This window comes from Streptomyces sp. HNM0645 (assembly GCF_030056615.1).
GTDB lineage: Bacteria > Actinomycetota > Actinomycetes > Streptomycetales > Streptomycetaceae > Streptomyces > Streptomyces marianii.
This window is the reverse complement of sequence record NZ_JASHLT010000066.1, coordinates 1-19,908: the sequence shown is the minus strand read 5'-3', so window position 1 is coordinate 19,908 and position 19,908 is coordinate 1. Positions and strand designations below refer to the sequence as shown.

The following is a 19,908-nucleotide window of genomic DNA, read 5'->3' as shown; positions in this document are numbered from 1 at the left end:
GCCCCCAGGGGCACCCTTGTGCCACCGCGAGATCGCCACACCGGCGCACGGGCATGGAATCATGGCGACCCGAGCCAACCGGTGCGCTGTGGACTGCGGTTGGCGGAACACAGACCAACGCAGGCCACGGCCTCAGGGGGAGGAACGATGGCGGACAGCTTCGGCCCGATGCACCGGGCGGGGGACGCCGGTGCCATGGGCGGCGCGGACGGCACACAGGACGTGTCCCGCAAGGAGCCGATCCGGGTGCTCGTCGTGGACGACCACGCCCTTTTCCGCCGCGGGCTGGAGATCGTCCTCGCCCAGGAGGAGGACATCCAGGTCGTCGGGGAGGCCGGGGACGGCGCGGAGGCCGTCGACAAGGCCGCCGATCTGCTGCCCGACATCGTCCTCATGGACGTGCGGATGCCGAAGCGTGGTGGCATCGAGGCCTGCACCTCCATCAAGGAGGTCGCCCCCAGTGCGAAGATCATCATGCTGACGATCAGCGACGAGGAGGCCGACCTCTACGAGGCGATCAAGGCCGGTGCCACCGGCTACCTCCTCAAGGAGATCTCCACCGACGAGGTGGCCACGGCGATCCGCGCGGTGGCCGACGGGCAGTCGCAGATCAGCCCGTCGATGGCGTCCAAGCTGCTCACCGAGTTCAAGTCGATGATCCAGCGCACGGACGAGCGCCGCCTGGTGCCCGCCCCCCGGCTGACCGACCGGGAGCTGGAGGTCCTCAAGCTGGTGGCGACGGGCATGAACAACCGCGACATCGCCAAGGAGTTGTTCATCTCCGAGAACACGGTGAAGAACCACGTCCGCAACATCCTGGAGAAGCTCCAGCTCCACTCCAGGATGGAAGCGGTGGTGTACGCCATGCGCGAGAAGATCCTCGAGATCCGCTAGGGCGATCCGCCGGCAGTGCCGGCTCAGCCGAGGGCGGCGGACAGGGGCGCCGCCAGCTCCGGGCGGTCGACCCGCTCCACCCGGACCGCGTCGCAGCCGACCCACTGAGCCGCCTCCAGCAGCGCCTGAGCCATCGGCCGGACCGCTTTCGGCGTCTCCAGCGAGACCTGCCTGGCGACCAGGGTCGTCCCCTCACGCGCGGGGTCGACCCGCCCCAGCAGCCGCCCGCCGGACAGCAGCGGCATCGCGAAGTACCCGTGCACCCGCTTCTGCTTCGGGACGTACGCCTCCAGGCGATGGGTGAAGCCGAAGATCCGCTCGGTGCGCGCCCGCTCCCAGATCAGTGAGTCGAACGGCGACAGCAGCGTCGTGCGGTGGCGGCCTCGGGGTTCCGTCGCGAGTGCCTCCGGATCGGCCCACGCCGGCTTGTCCCAGCCCTCGACGCGGACCGGTACGAGCCCGGAGTCCTCGACCACCGCGTCGAACTGCTCGCCCTTCAGCCGGTGGTAGTCCGCGATGTCCGCGCGGGTGCCCACCCCCAGCGACCGGCCCGCCAGCAGCACCAGCCGGCGCAGGCACTCCCGGTCGTCCAGATCGTCGTGGAGTACGGCATCGGGGACGGCCCGCTCGGCGAGGTCGTACACCCGCTTCCAGCCGCGCCGCTCCGTGCACACCACCTCTCCGTACATCAGCGCCCGCTCGACGGCGACCTTGGCCTCCGACCAGTCCCACCACGGACCGCCGTTCTTCGCCCCGCCCAGTTCGGTGGCGGTCAGCGGGCCCTCGTCGCGCAGCTGGCCGACCACCCGCTCGTACGCGCCGTCCGGCAGGTCGTGGTACCACTGCGGACGGGCACGGTAGGCACGGCGGCGGAACGCGAAGTGGGGCCACTCCTCGACGGGCAGTATGCAGGCCGCGTGGGACCAGTACTCGAAGGCATGGCCGTCGGTCCAGTAGGCACGCTCGACGGCCTTGCGGCCGACGGCGCCAAGCCGGGCGTACGGAATCAGTTCGTGCGAGCGCGCCAGCACGGAGATGGTGTCGAGCTGCACGGCGCCGAGGTGGCGCAGGACTCCCCGCACACCGCCCCTGCGGTCGGGGGCGCCCAGGAACCCCTGGGCCCGCAGTGCGATACGGCGGGCCTCGTCGGCGGACAGCTCGGCAACTGCGGGCGGCGCGGTGTTCATGCTCCCGCACCTTAGAGGGCGCCACCGACAGTCGCCGCGCGCCGCGGGATCCCCATCGGGCTTCCGCGGAGCCGGGGCCGGGGCGGCGCCCCGCGCACCTCGGCAGGCGGACGCCGGTGCGGCACCTCACGCCCTCGCCGGCAGATAGGGGAGCGGGCACGGCAGCCCGAGGTCCGAGGGGAGCAGCGAGGCGATCCAGCAGTCCCGCAGGATGCCCCGGCCGTGGAAACCCGCGCGCTGGACGCCCTCGACGGTGAACCCGGCCTTCTCGGCGACGGCGCGCGAGCCCGTGTTGCCCACCTCGGCGCGCCACTCCAGCCGGGTGCAGTCCAGTCGTGTGAAGGCCCAGCGGGCCATGGCGAGCGTCACTTCGGTCGCGTAGCCGCGGCCACGGTGTTCCTTGGCCGTCCAGAAGCCGATCTCCCAGGAGCCCGAGCGGGGGTGGTGCAGGCTCGTGGAGGCGATCAGGGCGCCGCCCTCGCGCGGACGCACGGAGAGGGTGTACTCGTTGTCGTCCCGCCAGCCCGCGGGCACGGTGACCTGGATGAACTCCTCGGCGTGCCGCAGTTCGTACGGCGCGGGGACCGGGATCCAGCGCTGGATGTCGGGGTCCTGACATGCGGCGCGGACCTCTTCGGCGTCTCCCGGGGTGAAGGGGCTCAGCCGCAGCCGGTCGGTGGTGAGGGTGATGGGCTCCATGGCCGAATTCTGGTCACTCTCCGTCGGCCGTGCGAACACTTTTCGAGATCAGCGGCACTTTCCGGCTCTCCCGCACGTTCTTCAGACACACGGCAGCCGTCCCCGGGGCACTGCGGCTCTCCCGGCGTGGCACCGTCCTCGCTTACGATGGCCGATGCGGTGGGGACCACCTGCCGTGCCCGCGCCAGTGTCCATACGACCCAGTGCCAGGCCCGACCGGCAAGGAGACCAACCTCAGTGTCCGTCTTCAACAAGCTCATGCGTGCAGGCGAAGGCAAGATCCTGCGCAAACTGCACCGCATCGCGGACCAGGTCAACTCCATCGAGGAAGACTTCGTCAACCTCTCCGACGCCGAGTTGCGGGCCCTCACCGACGAGTACAAGGAGCGCTTCGCCGACGGCGAGAGCCTGGACGACCTGCTGCCCGAGGCGTTCGCCACGGTCCGTGAGGCCGCCAAGCGCGTTCTCGGCCAGCGTCACTACGACGTCCAGCTGATGGGCGGCGCCGCGCTCCACCTGGGTTATGTCGCGGAGATGAAGACCGGTGAGGGCAAGACCCTCGTCGGTACGCTCCCGGCGTATCTGAACGCGCTGTCCGGCAAGGGCGTGCACCTGATCACGGTCAACGACTACCTGGCCGAGCGCGACTCCGAGATGATGGGCCGCGTGCACCGGTTCCTCGGTCTGAGCGTCGGTTGCATCCTCGCCAACATGACGCCCGCGCAGCGCCGCGAGCAGTACGGGTGCGACATCACGTACGGCACGAACAACGAGTTCGGCTTCGACTACCTCCGCGACAACATGGCCTGGTCCAAGGACGAGCTCGTCCAGCGCGGACACAACTTCGCGATCGTCGACGAGGTCGACTCCATCCTCGTAGACGAGGCCCGTACGCCGCTGATCATCTCCGGCCCGGCCGACCAGGCCACCAAGTGGTACGGCGACTTCGCCAAGCTGGTGAAGCGCCTGAACCGAGGCGAGCCGGGCAACCCGCTGAAGGGCATCGAGGAGACCGGCGACTACGAGGTCGACGAGAAGAAGCGGACCGTCGGCATCCACGAGTCCGGCGTCTCGAAGGTCGAGGACTGGCTGGGCATCGACAACCTCTACGAGTCGGTGAACACCCCGCTGGTCGGCTACCTGAACAACGCCATCAAGGCCAAGGAACTGTTCAAGAAGGACAAGGACTACGTCGTCATCGACGGCGAAGTCATGATCGTCGACGAGCACACCGGCCGTATCCTCGCCGGGCGCCGCTACAACGAGGGCATGCACCAGGCGATCGAGGCGAAGGAAGGGGTGGACATCAAGGACGAGAACCAGACGCTCGCCACGATCACCCTGCAGAACTTCTTCCTCCTCTACAACAAGCTCTCCGGCATGACCGGTACGGCCATGACCGAGGCCGCCGAGTTCCACCAGATCTACAAGCTGGGCGTCGTGCCGATCCCGACGAACCGGCCCATGGTCCGCAAGGACCAGTCGGACCTGATCTACCGCACCGAGGTGGCCAAGTTCGCCGCCGTGGTGGACGACATCGAGGAGAAGCACCGCAAGGGACAGCCGATCCTCGTCGGCACCACTTCCGTCGAGAAGTCGGAGTACCTCTCGCAGCAGCTGCTCAAGCGCGGGATCCAGCACGAGGTCCTCAACGCCAAGCACCACGAGCGCGAGGCCGTGATCGTGGCCCAGGCCGGCCGCAAGGGCGCCGTGACGGTCGCCACGAACATGGCCGGCCGCGGTACGGACATCAAGCTCGGCGGCAACCCCGACGACCTCGCCGAGGCGGAGCTGCGCGGGCAGGGCCTGGACCCGGTGGAGCACGTCGAGGAGTGGGCCGCGGCGCTCCCGTCCGCGCTGGAGAAGGCCGAGCTCGAGGTCAAGGAGGAGTTCGAGGAGGTCAAGTCCCTCGGCGGGCTGTACGTCCTCGGCACCGAGCGGCACGAGTCACGGCGCATCGACAACCAGCTGCGCGGTCGTTCCGGCCGTCAGGGAGACCCGGGCGAGTCCCGCTTCTACCTCTCCCTCGGTGACGACCTGATGCGCCTGTTCAAGGCGCAGATGGTCGAGCGCGTCATGGCCATGGCCAACGTTCCGGACGACGTCCCGATCGAGAACAAGATGGTGACGCGCGCCATCGCGTCCGCCCAGTCCCAGGTCGAGCAGCAGAACTTCGAGACGCGGAAGAACGTCCTGAAGTACGACGACGTGCTCAACCGCCAGCGCAAGGTCATCTACGCCGAGCGCCGCCGCGTCCTGGAGGGCGAGGACCTGCACGAGCAGATCCGCCACTTCATGGACGACACGATCGACGCCTACATCCAGGCCGAGACCGTCGAGGGCTTCGCGGAGGAGTGGGACCTGGACCGGCTGTGGGGCGCCTTCAAGCAGCTCTACCCGGTGAAGGTGACCGTCGAGGAGCTCGAGGACGCCGCGGGCGACCGGGCCGGTATCACCGCCGAGTTCATCGGCGAGACGATCAAGGACGACATCCACGAGCAGTACGACGAGCGCGAGAAGCAGCTCGGCTCGGACATCATGCGCGAGCTGGAGCGGCGCGTGGTGCTGTCCGTCCTGGACCGCAAGTGGCGTGAGCACCTCTACGAGATGGACTACCTCCAGGAGGGCATCGGCCTGCGCGCGATGGCGCAGAAGGACCCGCTCGTGGAGTACCAGCGCGAGGGCTTCGACATGTTCACCGCGATGATGGACGGCATCAAGGAGGAGTCCGTCGGCTACCTGTTCAACCTGGAGGTCCAGGTCGAGCAGCAGGTCGAGGAGATCCCCGTCCAGGACTCCGCCGAGAGGACCTCGCTGGCGAAGGAGGACGCGGTGCCCGCCGGCGCAGGCCGTCCCGAGATCCGGGCGAAGGGCCTGGACGCGCCGCAGCGTCCGGACCGGCTGCACTTCTCGGCGCCGACGGTCGACGGCGAGGGCGGCATCGTCGAGGGCGACTTCACCAACGGCGACGCGGCCCGCTCCGAGTCGGACGGCATGACGCGCGCGGAGCGCCGCAAGGCGCAGAAGAGCGCGGGACGCCGCCGCAAGAAGTGACACCGCGGGAGTGAAGCCGTGGGCCCGTGGGGCCGGACACCGGAGGGTGTCCGGCCCCACGGGCGTTGTCGGGCGTTGTCGGGCGTTGTCGGGCCCGGTGTGCGCGGAGGCGTGGCCCGGTGTCCGGTCTCCGGGCCGGGTGCGGCCTGAAGCCCGGGTTCTGCGCGTGGACCGGCGTTGCCCGCCGGCGGTCAGACCCCGGCCGTGAGGCGCTCGCCGCCGAGTTCCACGGCCGCGCAGCGCCAGCGGAGGTCGGGGCCCTGCTCGAGGCGGAAGGCCATGGCGCGCACCTGGTCGCCCGCGGTGATCCGGGCGAAGGCCTCGATGACGCCCGGCCGCGGGGCGTACTCGTCGCAGTGGCGCAGCACGGGCCGCAGTCCGTTGTTGCTGAGCGGGGTGCCGGGGGCGAGCCGGACGAGCTGTTCGTAGGCGCGGCCGATCGTGTGACCGAGCATCCAGTGGACCGGCCGATGGCCGCTGAGGACCGAGAGCAGCCGTTCTGCGAACCAGTAACGGGGAAGGCGGGAACGGCCACCCGCGGAGGTCCGCGGGTCGGCCGCCGCGGGTCGTCGCGGTGCACGGCCGGGCGCGCGGCTGTCGTGGCGGTTCCCGGGCCTCGTCCCCGTCCCCGGCGTCCTCGGCGAGATGTGCTGCATGGCGGTCGCCCCTTCGATACTCACAAGTAACTTCTTGGTGGGGATCTTGTACGGGGCGGTGGGCGGCGGCCGCAACGCCCTCCGCGCCCCCGAGGTGGGCCGCCGAGGTTCACCTATCAGGGTGATGGGTGGGCTCCGGGGCCCGGAACGGCGCGGTTCGGACGCCCTCCCGGTCATCCGAGGTCGACGACGGGGAGGGGCCGCGGGGCAGCCCGAAGGGGTACTCCGCACGTATCCTTGGGTGCTCACCCGACGACGAAAGCGGCCACGATGCGCGTCTACGTTCCCCTGACCCTCCCCGGTCTCGCACAGGCGCACAAGGCGGGCGAGATCGGGCCCGGTCCGCTGACCGCCTACGCGGTGACGCCCGCCCTGCGCGAGTGGTACGTCTCCGACGACATCGAGGAACTCGAGTACGCCGCGCTGAACCGTGCCGCTGCGGCGTCGCTGCGGTCGCTGGCGGGCGACCTCGGGGCGCCGCGGCGCCGGGTGGTCGTGGCCGTCGACGTCCCGGACAATGCCGCGACCGCGGACCCCGCGGCGGGGATCGGTTCGGCCTCGCTGGGCGAGGTGCGCATCGCGACCGCGGTGCCGTTGGCGAAGGCGGCGTCGGTGCACGTCGACTCCCAGGAGGCGGAGAGGGACGTGGCCGCCGCGGCGGACGCGCTGGGGGCGGCGGACCACGGCGACGACGACGCTCAGTTCGTCGTGGACGGAGCGGAGGACCATGAGCTGCTCTGGTACGGAGTGCAGGAGATTCCCGGCCTCGTCCACTGAGACCGGGCGCGCTGCCGGCGGGGAAGCCGCCGCTCCGGTCCCCTGTGCGCCGGGCGCGTCCTGCCGCCCTGCCGCGGTGCTCGCCGCTGCTCCCGGCGCTCCGGCCCCTTCCGTGACCGCGCTCGTCGATGGCTGTCGGACCCGGCCGGTACCGTGGCCTGCCATGGGGAAGCACAGCGCGCACGTGGTCTGGGACTGGAACGGCACACTTCTCGACGACATCCACACGGTCATCGAGGCGACGAACGCCTCGTTCGCCGAGATAGGGCTCGGCCCGATCACGCTCGAGCGCTACCGGGAGCTGTACTGCGTGCCGGTGCCGCGGTTCTACGAGCGGCTGATGGGACGCCTGCCCACGGACGAGGAGTGGGCGGCCATGGACGCGGTCTTCCACAGGCACTACTGGCGGCTGGCCGAGACCTGCCTGCTCACCGTCGGAGCGGCGGAGCTGCTCGCCGCCCGACAGGCGGCGGGCCGTACGCAGTCTCTGCTGTCGCTGGCCCCGCACGAGCACCTGATACCGATCGTGCGGCGCCACGGGATCGAGGAGCGCTTCGTACGGGTCGACGGCCGCGTGGGCGCCTCCCACGCGGGCAAGGCGGAGCACATGGTGCGGCATCTGGCCGCGATGGAGAACGTGCCACCGGAGCGGATCGTGGTCGTCGGCGACGCGGCGGACGACGCGCTCGCGGCGGCGCATGTGGGGGCGAAGGCGGTGCTGTACACCGGGGGCTCGCACAGCAGGGCGAGCCTGCGGGCGGCGGGGGTGCCGGTCGTCGACAGCCTCGCGGAGGCGGTCGAGGTCGCCGAGGAACTGGTGGGGTAGCCGTGGGGTCCCTCGGGCCCTCCGCCGGCCGTCCACGCGGCCGCCCCGTACGGCGGCCGCACCGGTGGTCCGCACCGGTGGTCCCCACCGGTGGTCCGCACCGACTGTACCGCCGTCCGCACACCGGCCCTACCGCGGCATGCGCCGCCGCAGGCGCGCAGCCCCGCGCACGCTCCCGGCCCGGGGCACGGGGCCGCCCCGTGGCACCGCCGGGCAGCCGTGGGCCGGGGAGGTTCCGGAACAGGAACCCCGAACCCCCGCCTGGTGCCGCCGCGACAGGGGGTACTCCTAGCTCAGGGGTGCCTTCGCCCGCAGCACCTGGAGGAACTCGCGCATCCAGGCCGGGTGGTCGGGCCAGGCCCGGGAGGAGACCAGCGTGCCGTCCACGACCGCCTCGGTGTCCTGGAAGGAGGCGCCGGCCGCCTGCATGTCGAGTTCCAGTGCCGGGTAGGCCGTCACCCTGCGGCCCGTGAGGCTGCCCGTGGCCGCCGTCAGCAGCGGGCCGTGGCAGATCTGCGCCACGGGTTTGTCCGCGTCGAAGAAGGACTTGAGGATCTTGCGGAGCTCCGGATCGTTGCGGAGGTACTCGGGAGCCCGCCCGCCCGGGATGACGATCGCGGCGTAGTCTCCCGGATCGACCTCCGAGAACGCCAGGTCGGCCGGCCAGGTGTAGCCGGGCTTCTCGGTGTACGTGTCGAAACCGGGTTCGAAGTCATGGACGACGAACTGGAGCTTCTTGCGTGCGGGGGCCGCGATGTGGACCTCGTAGCCCTCCTCGCGCAGCCGCTGGTACGGGTAGAGGACCTCCAGGGACTCCGCCGCGTCGCCGGTGACGATCAGGATCTTCACGCTCATGGCTACTGCTCCCCTGTATGGATTTGTCGGCCTTGGGCCCTTCAGGGCCCAACCTGCCCCGCGCGCGGCAGTTTGCCAAGAGGCCACGTGTCGCTGTCCAGAGTGTCAAACTTCCGGCCCCGCTTTTGTACACATACGGCTCATGACGGGTCAGGGGTGAGGGGCGATAGCCTTGGACGCGTGATCAGCGCGATACGCCGGGGGGGCAGCGAAGCCCCCTGGAGGCACCGCCCAGCGGCAGCTGGGGGACCGCGCCCGGTACGCCACAGTGGCCGGGTGCGAGCTGATCTTCCCCGCGGACCCGGGTGCGACCGGGCCCCGCGTGGTCATCTCCCGGGCCCGACGCCCACATCGGCCGATCACGGTCCGGACTTCCCCGGCGCAGCGCCGACACCGAGCGGAGACCCCGCGTCGTGGCGTCGCGTCATCTTTTCCACCTACGTCACGCAACGGCGCGCGACAGGAGCCAGAGGACATGCAGACCAAGCTGGACGAAGCCAAGGCCGAGCTGCTCGAGAGGGCGGCCCGGGTAGCTGAGCACAGCCCGGGCGGGGGGCAACTTCCGACTGGGTCCGACAGCGGGGAGCGCCCTGACCGGGACCACATCCTCGCGTTCCTCCAGCGCTACTACCTGCACACCGCACCCGAGGACCTCACCGACCGCGACCCCGTCGACGTCTTCGGAGCAGCCGTCTCGCACTACCGCCTCGCGGAGAACCGTCCCCAGGGCACAGCCAACGTCCGGGTGCACACCCCGACCGTCGAGGAGAACGGCTGGACCTCGAGCCACTCGGTCGTCGAGGTCGTCACCGACGACATGCCCTTCCTCGTCGACTCGGTCACCAACGAGCTGTCCCGCCAGGGCCGCGGTATCCATGTGGTGATCCACCCGCAGATCGTGGTCCGCCGCGACGTCACCGGGAAGATGATCGAGGTCCTCAGCGGCGAGCCGAACGGCGCCGCACTGCCGCACGACGCCTTCGTCGAGTCCTGGATCCACGTGGAGATCGACCGGGAGACGGACCGGGCCGACCTGAAGCAGATCACCGCCGACCTGCTGCGCGTCCTGTCCGACGTCCGCGAGGCCGTCGAGGACTGGGAGAAGATGCGCGAGGCGGCGCTGCGGATCTCCGAGGAGCTGCCGCAGGAGCCCATCCCGGGCGATCTGCGCGAGGAGGAGGTCGACGAGGCTCGCGAACTGCTGCGCTGGCTCTCCGACGACCACTTCACGTTCCTCGGCTACCGCGAGTACAACCTGGTCGACGGCGATGCGCTGTCCGCCGTCCCCGGCACCGGCCTCGGCATTCTGCGCTCCGACCCGCACCACACCGGCGACGACGCCCACGGCCACCCCGTGAGTCCTTCGTTCAACCGGCTGCCCGCCGACGCCCGGGCCAAGGCCCGCGAGCACAAGCTGCTGATCCTGACCAAGGCCAACAGCCGGGCCACCGTGCACCGCCCCAGCTACCTCGACTACGTCGGCGTGAAGAAGTTCGACGCCGAGGGCAACGTCATCGGCGAGCGCCGCTTTCTCGGCCTCTTCTCGTCGGCCGCGTACACCGAGTCCGTTCGCCGGGTCCCGGTCATCCGCCGCAAGGTGGCCGAGGTCCTCGACGGCGCCGGCTTCTCCCCGCACAGCCACGACGGCCGCGACCTGCTGCAGATCCTGGAGACGTACCCGCGCGACGAGCTGTTCCAGACGCCCGTCGACGAGCTGCGCTCCATCGTGACCTCCGTCCTGTACCTGCAGGAGCGCCGCCGCCTGCGGCTGTACCTGCGCCAGGAGGAGTACGGCCGCTACTACTCGGCCCTCGTCTACCTGCCGCGTGACCGTTTCAACACCACCGTCCGCGAGCGGCTGACCGGGATCCTGAAGGAGGATCTCGGCGGCACCAGCGTCGACTTCACCCTGATGAGCACCGAGTCGGTGCTCACCCGACTCCACTTCGTCGTCCGCGTCCCGTCCGGCACCGAGCTGACCCACCTCACCGACGCCGACAAGGATCGACTGGAGGCCCGGCTGGCCGAGGCCGCGCGATCCTGGGCCGACGGCTTCACCGAGGCGCTCAACGCCGAACTGGGCGAGGAGCGCGCCGCCGAACTGGCGCGCAAGTACGCCAGCGCCTTCCCCGAGGGCTACAAGGCCGACCACTCGCCGCGCGCCGCCGTCGCCGACCTCGTGCACCTGGAGCAGCTCACGCGGTCCGGCAAGGACTTCTCACTGTCCCTGTACGAGCCGGTGGGGGCCGCGCCCGGCGAGCGCCGCTTCAAGATCTACCGCTTCGGCGAGCAGGTCTCGCTGTCGTCGGTGCTGCCGGTCCTCAACCGCCTCGGCGTCGAGGTCATCGACGAGCGCCCGTACGAGCTGCGCTGCGCGGACCGCACCCACGGCTGGGTCTACGACTTCGGTCTGCGGATGCCGACCGCGGGCAACGGCGGGGAGTACCTGGGCGACGACGCCCGCGAGCGGTTCCAGGACGCGTTCTCGGCCGTGTGGACCGGGGCCGCCGAGAACGACACGTTCAACTCGCTGGTGCTGCGGGCCGGGCTCACCTGGCGTGAGGCGATGGTGCTGCGCGCGTACGCCAAGTACCTGCGCCAGGCAGGGTCCACCTTCAGCCAGGACTACATGGAGGACACGCTCCTCAACAACGTCCACACCACGCGGCTGCTGATCAACCTGTTCGAGGCCCGGATGGCCCCGGACCGCCAGAGGGCCGGCACCGAGCTGACGGACGCCCTGCTGGAGGAGCTGGACGCCGCGCTGGACCAGGTCGCCTCGCTCGACGAGGACCGGATCCTGCGTTCCTTCCTCACTCTGATCAAGGCCACCCTGCGCACCAACTTCTTCCAGGAGGCGGGCGGCGGCACCTGGCACAGCTACGTGTCGATGAAGTTCGACCCGCAGGCCATCCCGGACCTGCCGGCGCCGCGTCCGGCGTACGAGATCTGGGTGTACTCGCCGCGCGTCGAGGGCGTGCACCTGCGCTACGGGAAGGTCGCCCGCGGCGGTCTGCGCTGGTCCGACCGGCGCGAGGACTTCCGCACCGAGATCCTCGGCCTGGTCAAGGCCCAGATGGTGAAGAACACCGTCATCGTGCCGGTGGGCGCCAAGGGAGGCTTCGTCGCCAAGCAGCTCCCGGACCCGTCCGCGGACCGCGAGGCGTGGCTGGCGGAGGGCATCGCCTCCTACCGCACGTTCATCTCGGCGCTGCTCGACATCACCGACAACATGGTGGGCGGCGAGGTCGTGCCGCCGGCCGACGTGGTGCGCCACGACGGCGACGACACGTATCTGGTCGTCGCGGCCGACAAGGGCACGGCGACGTTCTCCGACATCGCCAACGAGGTCGCGATCGCCTACAACTTCTGGCTCGGCGACGCCTTCGCCTCCGGCGGTTCGGCCGGTTACGACCACAAGGGCATGGGCATCACGGCCCGCGGTGCGTGGGAGTCCGTCAAGCGGCACTTCCGCGAACTCGGCCACGACACCCAGACCGAGGACTTCACCGTGGTCGGCGTCGGCGACATGTCGGGTGACGTGTTCGGCAACGGGATGCTCCTCTCGGAGCACATCCGGCTGGTCGCGGCCTTCGACCACCGCCACATCTTCATCGACCCCGACCCGGACGCGGCCGTCTCCTACGCCGAGCGCCGCCGGCTGTTCGAGCTGCCCCGCTCCTCGTGGGCGGACTACGACACCGGGCTGCTGTCGCCGGGTGGCGGCATCCACCCCAGGACAGCCAAGTCGATCCCGGTCAACGCGCAGGTCCGCGAGGCCCTCGGCATCGAGCCCGGGGTCACGAAGCTGACGCCGGCCGAGCTGATGAAGGCGATCCTGCAGGCGCCGGTGGACCTGCTGTGGAACGGCGGCATCGGCACGTACGTCAAGGCGTTGAGCGAGTCCAACGCCGACGTCGGCGACAAGGCGAACGACGCCATCCGCGTCAACGGCGAGGACCTGCGGGTCAAGGTCGTCGGTGAGGGCGGCAACCTGGGCCTGACCCAGCTGGGCCGCATCGAGTTCGCACGCGGCGGCGGCCGGGTCAACACCGACGCCATCGACAACAGTGCCGGCGTGGACACCTCCGACCACGAGGTGAACATCAAGATCCTGCTGAACGGCCTCGTCGCCGAGGGCGACATGACCGTGAAGCAGCGCAACAAGCTGCTCGCCGAGATGACCGACGAGGTCGGCGGGCTGGTCCTGCGCAACAACTACGCGCAGAACGTGGCCCTGGCCAACGCCGTCGCCCAGTCGCCGAGCCTGCTCCACGCCCACCAGCGCTTCATGCGCCGGCTGGGCCGGGAGGGCGCGCTGGACCGGGCGCTGGAGTTCCTGCCGAACGACCGGCAGATCCGCGAGCTGCTCAACAACCGGCACGGTCTGTCGCAGCCCGAGCTCGCCGTCCTGCTCGCCTACACCAAGATCACGGTGGCGGAGGAGCTGATCGGCACCTCGCTGCCGGACGACCCGTATCTGAGGGGACTGCTGCACGCGTACTTCCCGAAGCCGCTGCGGGAACAGTTCCCCGAGGCGGTCGACGGCCACGCGCTGCGTCGCGAGATCGTCACGACGGTCCTGGTCAACGACACCGTGAACACGGGTGGTTCGACCTTCCTGCACCGGCTGCGCGAGGAGACCGGGGCGTCGGTCGAGGAGATCGTCCGGGCGCAGACCGCGGCCCGTGCGATCTTCGGCCTCGGCGAGGTGTGGGACGCGGTGGAGGCACTGGACACCAAGGTCGCCGCCGACGTCCAGACCCGGATGCGGCTGCACTCGCGCCGTCTCGTCGAACGCGGCACCCGCTGGCTGCTCGGCAACCGGCCGCAGCCGCTGGAGCTGACGGAGACGATCGAGTTCTTCGCGTCCCGCGTCGAGCAGGTCTGGGCCGAGCTGCCGAAGATGCTCAGCGGCGCCGACCTGGAGTGGTACGAGGGGCTGCTGGAGGAGTTCACGGCCGCCGGTGTCCCGGAGAAGCTGGCCACGCGGGTGGCCGGATTCTCCTCCGCCTTCCCGACGCTCGACATCGTGGCCATCGCGGACCGCACGGGCAAGGAGCCGCTCGCCGTCGCCGAGGTCTACTACGACCTGGCCGACCGGCTGCGGATCACCGAGCTGATGGATCGGATCGTCGAGCTGCCGCGGGCCGACCGCTGGCAGTCCATGGCCCGTGCCTCCATCCGCGAGGACCTGTACGCCGCGCACGCCGCGCTCACCGCGGACGTGCTCGCCGTGGGCAACGGGGCCTCGACGCCGGAGCAGCGCTTCAAGGCGTGGGAGGAGAGGAACGCCTCGATCCTGGGCCGTGCCCGGATGACGCTGGAGGAGATCCAGGGGTCGGACACCTTCGACCTGGCGAACCTCTCGGTCGCCATGCGTACGATGCGGCAGTTGCTGCGAACTCCCAGCTGACCGGCTTCACCGAACGGGTGAAGGGGGCGTCCACCGTCGTGGTGGGCGCCCCTTTCCGCGTCAGGCCGTGGCCGCCCACGGCCTGCGGGCGGACAGCGCCGCGGCGGCGAGGAGCAGTTCTTGCTACTTCTTCCTGGTGAAGGCCTCGTACGCCGCGACGACCTCCTTCGCCGGGCCGTCCATCCGCAGCGTCCCGGACTCCAGCCACAGCGCCCGGTCGCAGGTGGTGGTGATCGCGGAGTTGCTGTGGCTGACGAGGAACACCGTGCCGGCCTCCTCGCGCAGCTCGGCGATCCGCTTCTGGCTCCGCCGCTGGAATCCGGCGTCGCCCGTGGCCAGCGCCTCGTCGATCAGCAGCACGTCATGGCTCTTGGCGGCGGCGATGGAGAAACGCAGCCGGGCGCCCATGCCCGAGGAGTACGTCCGCATCGGCAGCGAGATGAAGTCGCCCTTGTCGTTGATCCCCGAGAAGTCCACGATCTCGTCGTAGCGGGCGTGGACCTCGTCGCGCGTCATGCCCATCGCGAGGCCGCCGAGGACGACGTTGCGCTCACCGGTCAGATCACCCATCAGGGCCGCGTTGACCCCGAGCAGCGACGGCTGGCCGTGGGTGTAGATCCGGCCCCGGGCCGTGGGCAGCAGACCGGCGATCGCCTTCAGCAGGGTGGACTTGCCCGAGCCGTTGGAGCCGATCAGTCCGATCGCCTCGCCCTTGTGGGCGACGAAGGTGACGCCCTTGACGGCGTGGACCTCGCGGCCGCCGTCCCGGCGGGGGCGGCGGGAGAGGATGCGGCTCAGCGCGGCGGTGGCGGCACCGCGGCCGGTCTTCGCGCCGTTGACCTTGTACGTGATGTGGACGTCGTCCACGACGACGGTCGGGATGCTGCCGGTCCGGGTGTCCCCGGCCGGGGCGGTGTAGGCCGGTCCCGCCGGCCGGTCGATCGCTGCGTCAGCCACGGCCGTACTGCTCCTCCGCTTTCCAGAAGTACACGAAGCCGCCCACTCCGAGGAGCACGGCCCAGCCGAGGGCGAGTGCCCAGACGTGCGGCGGCAACTGGGCCTTGGTGTAGCTGTCGATGAGCGCGAAGCGTACGAGGTCGATGTAGACGGCCACGGGGTTGCACCGCAGCGCCAGGACCACCGCCTCGGGCAACTCCATGTGCTTGAGGACCGTGGGGATGCTCCACATCACGCCGGACACGTACATCCAGGTGCGCAGCAGGAACGGCATCAGCTGGGCGATGTCAGGGGTGCGGGCCGCGAGGCGGGCGACGACCATCGCGACACCGGTGCTGAAGACGGCCTGGAGGGCGAGGGCGGGCACGGCCAGCAGCCAGGACAACGTCGGGAACTCGCCGAAGCACATCAGGATCACGGCCAGGGCGCCCATGGAGAACATCAGCTGCTGGAGCTGCTGCAGGGCGAGCCCGATGGGGAGTGCGGCGCGGGGGAAGTGCAGGGCCCTCACGAGGCCGATGTTGCCCGAGACGGCGCGGGTGCCGACGGTGATGGAGTTGGCCGTGAAGGTCCAGATGAACACGCCCGTCACCAGGAACGGCACGAAGTCCGGGACGTGCTTCCCGGTGTTCATGAGGACGCCGAAGACGAAGTAGTAGACGGCCGCGTTGAGGAGCGGGGTCATCAGCTGCCAGACCTGACCGAGCTTCGCCTGGCTGTACTGGGCGGTGAGCCGCGCGGTGGCGAAGGCGGTGATGAAGTGCCGCCGGGACCACAGCTGGGCGATGTACGTGCCGAGCGGCGGTCGCGCGCCGCTCACGGTCAGCCCGTGCCGGGCGGCGAGTTCGCCGAGGCTGGGGGATTCCGCCGGTGGCGCTTGCGGCGGGGTGATCGTCTGGCTGCTCACGCTGGTCACTCGCTCGCTTTCGCCGGGGTCGGAGGGAGGGCGCGGCCGAAACGCAAACGTTGGGACGGACCCGTATCGTCGCTACGAGGAGACTAGGAGGATCGACGTCGCAACGCAACCGTCCCGTCGTCACGGGTATGCTCCTGGGCATGACCACGGACCCCCGCACCCGACGCGCCCCCGCGGGAGCCGCAGTGCTCCGGGAGGACGTGACCGAGGCGATTCGCGCCGCCGTCTTCGAGGAACTCGCCACGGTCGGCTTCGCCCGGATGTCGATCGAGGGCATCGCCCGCCGGGCGGGCGTCGGCAAGACCGCCGTCTACCGGCGCTGGAAGTCCAAGCTCTCCCTCGTCCTCGACCTGGTCTCGGCCTTCGCCGCGCAGGGCCTCCCCGCCCCGGCGACCGGCTCGCTCCACGGGGACGTCCGCGCGCTCCTCGAGGTGGCCGCGCACGCGCTGCGCCATCCCGTCGCCTCCCAGGTCATCCCGGACCTGCTGGTCGAGGCCGCCCGCAACCCGGAGATCGCCGGCACCATCAGGGCCGCCCTGTTCGACAGCCAGCGGGGCGTCGCCGCGGGCGTCGTCCGGGACGCGGTGGCCAGGGGCGAACTCCCGGAGGCGGCCGACGCCGACCGCGCCCTGGACCTGATCCTCGGCCCGTTGTACTGGCGGCTCGTGGTCGTGCGCGGCGATCTGCCCAAGGGGTACCTGGACGACCTGGCCGCGTCGGTGGTCGCGGCGCTCACCCGCGGTTGACCTGCGGGGGTGGGTGCGGCGTGTCGGGAGCCGGCCGGCTCCGGAGCGTCGGGTACGCGCCCGACGCGGCCGGCTCGGTGCACCGACGGCGTGGTCCGCAAGCCCGACGGCGCGCCCGCCCGCTCGGCGGGTTCGTCTCGTCCCCTAGCACGTCTGGCCTGGTGTGTACGGCGACCGCCACCGAGCGGCGGCGCGCAGACGTTGCCCCGGTCTGTTCGGCGCCCGACGGCGCGCCCGGTTCAGCACCTGCGGGGTTCGCGTTCATCACCCCGCCGCGCGCCGGAGCATGCGCTCCACCGGGTGGGTGATCGGCCCCCCGGCGCGTAGCCCCCGCCGGGAGAGGTTCGTTGCTGTGGCGGCGGGCGCGGAGTGCCCGCGGGTGTGGAGGACGCGCCATGAGCTCATCGAGCAACGCCGGCATCCCGGCCGTTCCCGAGGACCGGGACGGTACGGATGCACCCGACGTCACCGTCGTCGTCGCGGTCCGCGAGGAAGGCCGTCGGGGTCTCGGCCGGTGTCTGGAATCCCTCGCGGGCCAGACCATCGGTGCGACCCGGATCGAGGTACTGGTCGCGGACGGGGCGCCGTGCCCCACGGACGGTGGGGCACGGCCGTCGCCGGCCTGCGTGCGCCGGTTGCCGGCGGGCGTCGAGCCCGGCTTGCCGGCGGACGGTGCGCACCGGTTGCCGGCGGCGGAGCCGCCGCAGGACGCACCCGCGGCTCCGTCCTCGTCATGGCCGTCCTCGTCACGGCCGTGGGCGTCGCCGTACGGCGGAGGACCGACGCCGTCGAGCGGTCGGCTCCGGGCACCCTCCGGTGCCACCCGGTCGCGGGCGAAACCCCTCACCGTCGAGCGCACCGGCACCCTCAACCAGGCCCTGGCACGCGCGCGCGGCCGATATCTGTTCTTCCTCGACGCGGGCGACCTCCTCGGCCGGGAAGCCCTCTCCAGGCTGGTCGACGCGGCGGACGGCCACGGAGCCGACGTCGTCTGCGCCAGGGCCGCGGGCTCGGGCTCGGGCTCGGGAGTATTCGCCCGTACCCGGCACCGCGTTCCCCTCGACGAGCCCGGGCTGCCGTGGGAGCTGTCCACTGCCAAGTTGTTCCGCCGGGAGCCGCTGCTGCGTCACGGGCTGCGGTTCGCCGAGGACGTGCCGGCCGGGCTCGCCGAGCAGGCCTTCACCCTCGAAGCGCTCTTCCGGTCGCGCGGCGTCGCCGTGCTGGCCGACTACGACTTCCGCTTCGCCGGTCTCCCCGGCACGCGCCCCGGCCGCCGCCCCGGCCCCGAGGGGCGCAACTCCCAGGCGGCCCTGACCGCAGCCGCCGGGGAACCGGGCGGCCTGGAGGACCTGCTGCGCGGGACGGCCGCGGCGATGGCGGTCACGGCGCGCTTCACCGGGTCCGGCCCCCTCGGCGACGGCTTCCACCTGCGGCACTTCGCCCACGAGGGCGAGGTGCTGACCGGTCCCGCCCTCCTCAGGGCGCCGGAACCGGTGCGCCGCCGGGTGTTCGCCGGGGTCCGCCGGCTGGTCGCCGACCATCTCGGGGACGCCGTACTGGCCGGGCTTCGGCCGGGACTCCGGCTCCGGCTCTCGTACGTGCGCGCCGGTGACGAGGCCGGGCTGGTCTCGGTGCTCCGCTACGAAGCGGCGCACGGCGTCCCACCCCTGCGTACCGACCTCGTCTCCGCGGACTGGCGGCGCACCGGCGCCGCCCGTCACACCCTCGTCGTCACCGCCCGTACTCCGCTGCCGCACCTGGGGGCCCTCGGCGTGCGCCCGGTCCGGCTCACCGGCAGCCCGGAGGCCGGCCGCATCCTGTTGCGGGCGGCCTCCGACGGAGCCGGTACGGAGATCGAGGTGCGGATCCCCGCCGAGGCCTTCCCTCCGGGCCTTACCCGGATCGGGCTGAGCACGGTGCTGCCGGGAACCGGGCACACGGCCGCCGTGGCGCCCGGAACCGCGGCCCGGCAGGCCCACGGTCTGCGGGGGCTGCGTCCGTACCGGCTGGATGTGTGCCCCGACGATGCCGACGGACTCGTGGTCGCCGTGGTCCCGGTCGGGCCGCGCCGCGCCGGACGCTCCCGGGAGTCACCCTTCCGCCTCGTCAGCCGGTCTCCCGGACCTGCGCGGTACTCCTGACGCCTCCTGACGCCCCCGTCGCTCCGCCGTGACGGTCGTTCCCGTTCCGGACACTCGGACACTCGGAGGCTCGGACGCCGGGAAGCGTTCCGGACGCCCGGGAGGCGGCGCGGTCGCTCGGCCGGGCCGTCCGGCACGGGCCGCGACGCGCCCCTGCCCCCGTCCCGGGTTACGTGCTCCGGCGGAGGGTCCGCACCAGCGCGCGGGTCAGCAGGGGCGGAAGCAGGTCGCGGACCAGTCTGCGGACGCGCGGCGGCCCGGTCCGGCGGCGCGGCGGAGCGGGAGCCGGGCCCGCGGCCGGGGCGGGCGCCGACCGGTCCGCCCCCGCGCCGTCGGCGACCGGCTCCGCCCGGTGGCGCGAGCGCGGGTGCTCCGGGGCCTCGGCCCTGCGGCCGTCGACGCGGATCAGCGGAGCGCCGGCGACCTCCTCGACCCCGTGCCACAGGTCCGTACGGGTCTCCAGCCAGCCGAGCAGTTCCGCGCGTACCTGCGCGGGGTCCCCCCAGGTGCCGTACAGCTTGGTTCCGGTGATGCAGAGCGGTGTGAGCCCGGCGGTCACCACCGCACCCCAGACGGCGGCGGCGACCCCGGGACAGTGTTCGGCCCGGAAGTCGTCGAAGACGACGACGCCCTCTGAGCTTGGCGTTTAACCGCGTTGTGTTTGGTGTTCCTTGATCGATTCGGCGCGTTTGATGGTTTTGCCGACGTCGTGGCGCTTGGCACGTTGCTTGTTCTTCGAGCCGGGAGGCCGTCCAGGCCCGGGCCGGGTTGGTTTCGGTGCGGT

14 protein-coding genes are annotated in these 19,908 nt (G+C 71.4%); 7 read left to right on the top strand and 7 right to left on the bottom strand.

Annotation, left to right across the window (positions count from 1 at the left end):
• The first annotated feature begins 147 nt into the window (after window positions 1-147).
• Window positions 148-894: a response regulator gene (locus QMZ92_RS32640; RefSeq protein WP_283301191.1), complete on the top strand. Its 747-nt coding sequence runs from the start codon at window positions 148-150 to the stop codon at window positions 892-894.
• A gap of 23 nt (window positions 895-917) precedes the next feature.
• Here QMZ92_RS32640 and QMZ92_RS32635 read toward each other — a convergent pair whose 3' ends face one another.
• A complete protein-coding gene (locus QMZ92_RS32635) occupies window positions 918-2,081 on the bottom strand; it encodes a winged helix-turn-helix domain-containing protein (RefSeq protein WP_283301190.1) in 1,164 nt (387 codons plus the stop codon).
• A gap of 126 nt (window positions 2,082-2,207) precedes the next feature.
• Complete coding sequence (locus QMZ92_RS32630; protein WP_283301189.1) at window positions 2,208-2,780, bottom strand: GNAT family N-acetyltransferase; 573 nt, start codon at window positions 2,778-2,780, stop codon at window positions 2,208-2,210.
• A gap of 237 nt (window positions 2,781-3,017) precedes the next feature.
• Here QMZ92_RS32630 and secA point away from each other — a divergent pair, with 237 nt between their 5' ends.
• On the top strand, window positions 3,018-5,834 hold the full coding sequence (gene secA / locus QMZ92_RS32625) for a preprotein translocase subunit SecA (protein ID WP_283301188.1): 2,817 nt from the start codon (window positions 3,018-3,020) through the stop codon (window positions 5,832-5,834).
• Between the two features lie 191 nt (window positions 5,835-6,025).
• Here secA and QMZ92_RS32620 read toward each other — a convergent pair whose 3' ends face one another.
• Window positions 6,026-6,490 (bottom strand): Rv3235 family protein, encoded by a 465-nt coding sequence (locus tag QMZ92_RS32620; RefSeq protein ID WP_283301204.1) that lies wholly within the window; start codon window positions 6,488-6,490, stop codon window positions 6,026-6,028.
• A gap of 270 nt (window positions 6,491-6,760) precedes the next feature.
• Here QMZ92_RS32620 and QMZ92_RS32615 point away from each other — a divergent pair, with 270 nt between their 5' ends.
• Both QMZ92_RS32615 and QMZ92_RS32610 read left to right on the top strand, forming a co-directional pair.
• Window positions 6,761-7,267, top strand: a complete 507-nt coding sequence (locus QMZ92_RS32615; RefSeq protein ID WP_283301187.1) for a DUF6912 family protein — start codon at window positions 6,761-6,763, stop codon at window positions 7,265-7,267.
• Window positions 7,268-7,430: 163 nt separating this feature from the next.
• Complete coding sequence (locus QMZ92_RS32610; RefSeq protein ID WP_283301186.1) at window positions 7,431-8,093, top strand: HAD family hydrolase; 663 nt, start codon at window positions 7,431-7,433, stop codon at window positions 8,091-8,093.
• Window positions 8,094-8,381: 288 nt separating this feature from the next.
• Here QMZ92_RS32610 and QMZ92_RS32605 read toward each other — a convergent pair whose 3' ends face one another.
• Entirely contained in the window at window positions 8,382-8,948 is a 567-nt protein-coding gene (locus tag QMZ92_RS32605; protein ID WP_283301185.1) for a DJ-1/PfpI family protein, read from the bottom strand.
• Window positions 8,949-9,423: 475 nt separating this feature from the next.
• Here QMZ92_RS32605 and QMZ92_RS32600 point away from each other — a divergent pair, with 475 nt between their 5' ends.
• On the top strand, window positions 9,424-14,364 hold the full coding sequence (locus QMZ92_RS32600) for an NAD-glutamate dehydrogenase (protein ID WP_283301184.1): 4,941 nt from the start codon (window positions 9,424-9,426) through the stop codon (window positions 14,362-14,364).
• Window positions 14,365-14,487: 123 nt separating this feature from the next.
• Here the strand turns inward: QMZ92_RS32600 and QMZ92_RS32595 are convergent, their stop codons facing one another.
• Both QMZ92_RS32595 and QMZ92_RS32590 read right to left on the bottom strand, forming a co-directional pair.
• The gene (locus tag QMZ92_RS32595) at window positions 14,488-15,306 is read right to left on the bottom strand and encodes an ABC transporter ATP-binding protein (RefSeq protein ID WP_283301203.1); all 819 of its coding nucleotides are present in this window, start codon (window positions 15,304-15,306) and stop codon (window positions 14,488-14,490) included.
• Window positions 15,307-15,313: 7 nt separating this feature from the next.
• Entirely contained in the window at window positions 15,314-16,228 is a 915-nt protein-coding gene (locus QMZ92_RS32590; protein ID WP_502962189.1) for an ABC transporter permease, read from the bottom strand.
• Window positions 16,229-16,365: 137 nt separating this feature from the next.
• Here QMZ92_RS32590 and QMZ92_RS32585 point away from each other — a divergent pair, with 137 nt between their 5' ends.
• Window positions 16,366-16,983, top strand: coding sequence for a TetR/AcrR family transcriptional regulator (locus QMZ92_RS32585; protein WP_283301182.1), 618 nt, complete (start codon window positions 16,366-16,368; stop codon window positions 16,981-16,983).
• 395 nt (window positions 16,984-17,378) lie between these two features.
• Window positions 17,379-19,124 (top strand): glycosyltransferase family 2 protein, encoded by a 1,746-nt coding sequence (locus QMZ92_RS32580; protein WP_283301181.1) that lies wholly within the window; start codon window positions 17,379-17,381, stop codon window positions 19,122-19,124.
• Between the two features lie 169 nt (window positions 19,125-19,293).
• Here QMZ92_RS32580 and QMZ92_RS32575 read toward each other — a convergent pair whose 3' ends face one another.
• The gene (locus QMZ92_RS32575) at window positions 19,294-19,683 is read right to left on the bottom strand and encodes a hypothetical protein (RefSeq protein WP_283301180.1); all 390 of its coding nucleotides are present in this window, start codon (window positions 19,681-19,683) and stop codon (window positions 19,294-19,296) included.
• Window positions 19,684-19,908 lie beyond the last annotated feature (225 nt).

Coding starts and splice junctions, on each gene's coding strand:
- QMZ92_RS32615 (WP_283301187.1), top strand. CDS start 6,761: ATGCGCGTCTACGTTCCCCTGACCCTCCCCGGTCTCGCACAGGCGCAC.
- QMZ92_RS32600 (WP_283301184.1), top strand. CDS start 9,424: ATGCAGACCAAGCTGGACGAAGCCAAGGCCGAGCTGCTCGAGAGGGCG.
- QMZ92_RS32640 (WP_283301191.1), top strand. CDS start 148: ATGGCGGACAGCTTCGGCCCGATGCACCGGGCGGGGGACGCCGGTGCC.
- QMZ92_RS32620 (WP_283301204.1), bottom strand. CDS start 6,490: ATGCAGCACATCTCGCCGAGGACGCCGGGGACGGGGACGAGGCCCGGG.
- QMZ92_RS32610 (WP_283301186.1), top strand. CDS start 7,431: ATGGGGAAGCACAGCGCGCACGTGGTCTGGGACTGGAACGGCACACTT.
- QMZ92_RS32580 (WP_283301181.1), top strand. CDS start 17,379: ATGAGCTCATCGAGCAACGCCGGCATCCCGGCCGTTCCCGAGGACCGG.
- QMZ92_RS32630 (WP_283301189.1), bottom strand. CDS start 2,780: ATGGAGCCCATCACCCTCACCACCGACCGGCTGCGGCTGAGCCCCTTC.
- QMZ92_RS32585 (WP_283301182.1), top strand. CDS start 16,366: ATGCTCCTGGGCATGACCACGGACCCCCGCACCCGACGCGCCCCCGCG.
- QMZ92_RS32635 (WP_283301190.1), bottom strand. CDS start 2,081: ATGAACACCGCGCCGCCCGCAGTTGCCGAGCTGTCCGCCGACGAGGCC.
- QMZ92_RS32605 (WP_283301185.1), bottom strand. CDS start 8,948: ATGAGCGTGAAGATCCTGATCGTCACCGGCGACGCGGCGGAGTCCCTG.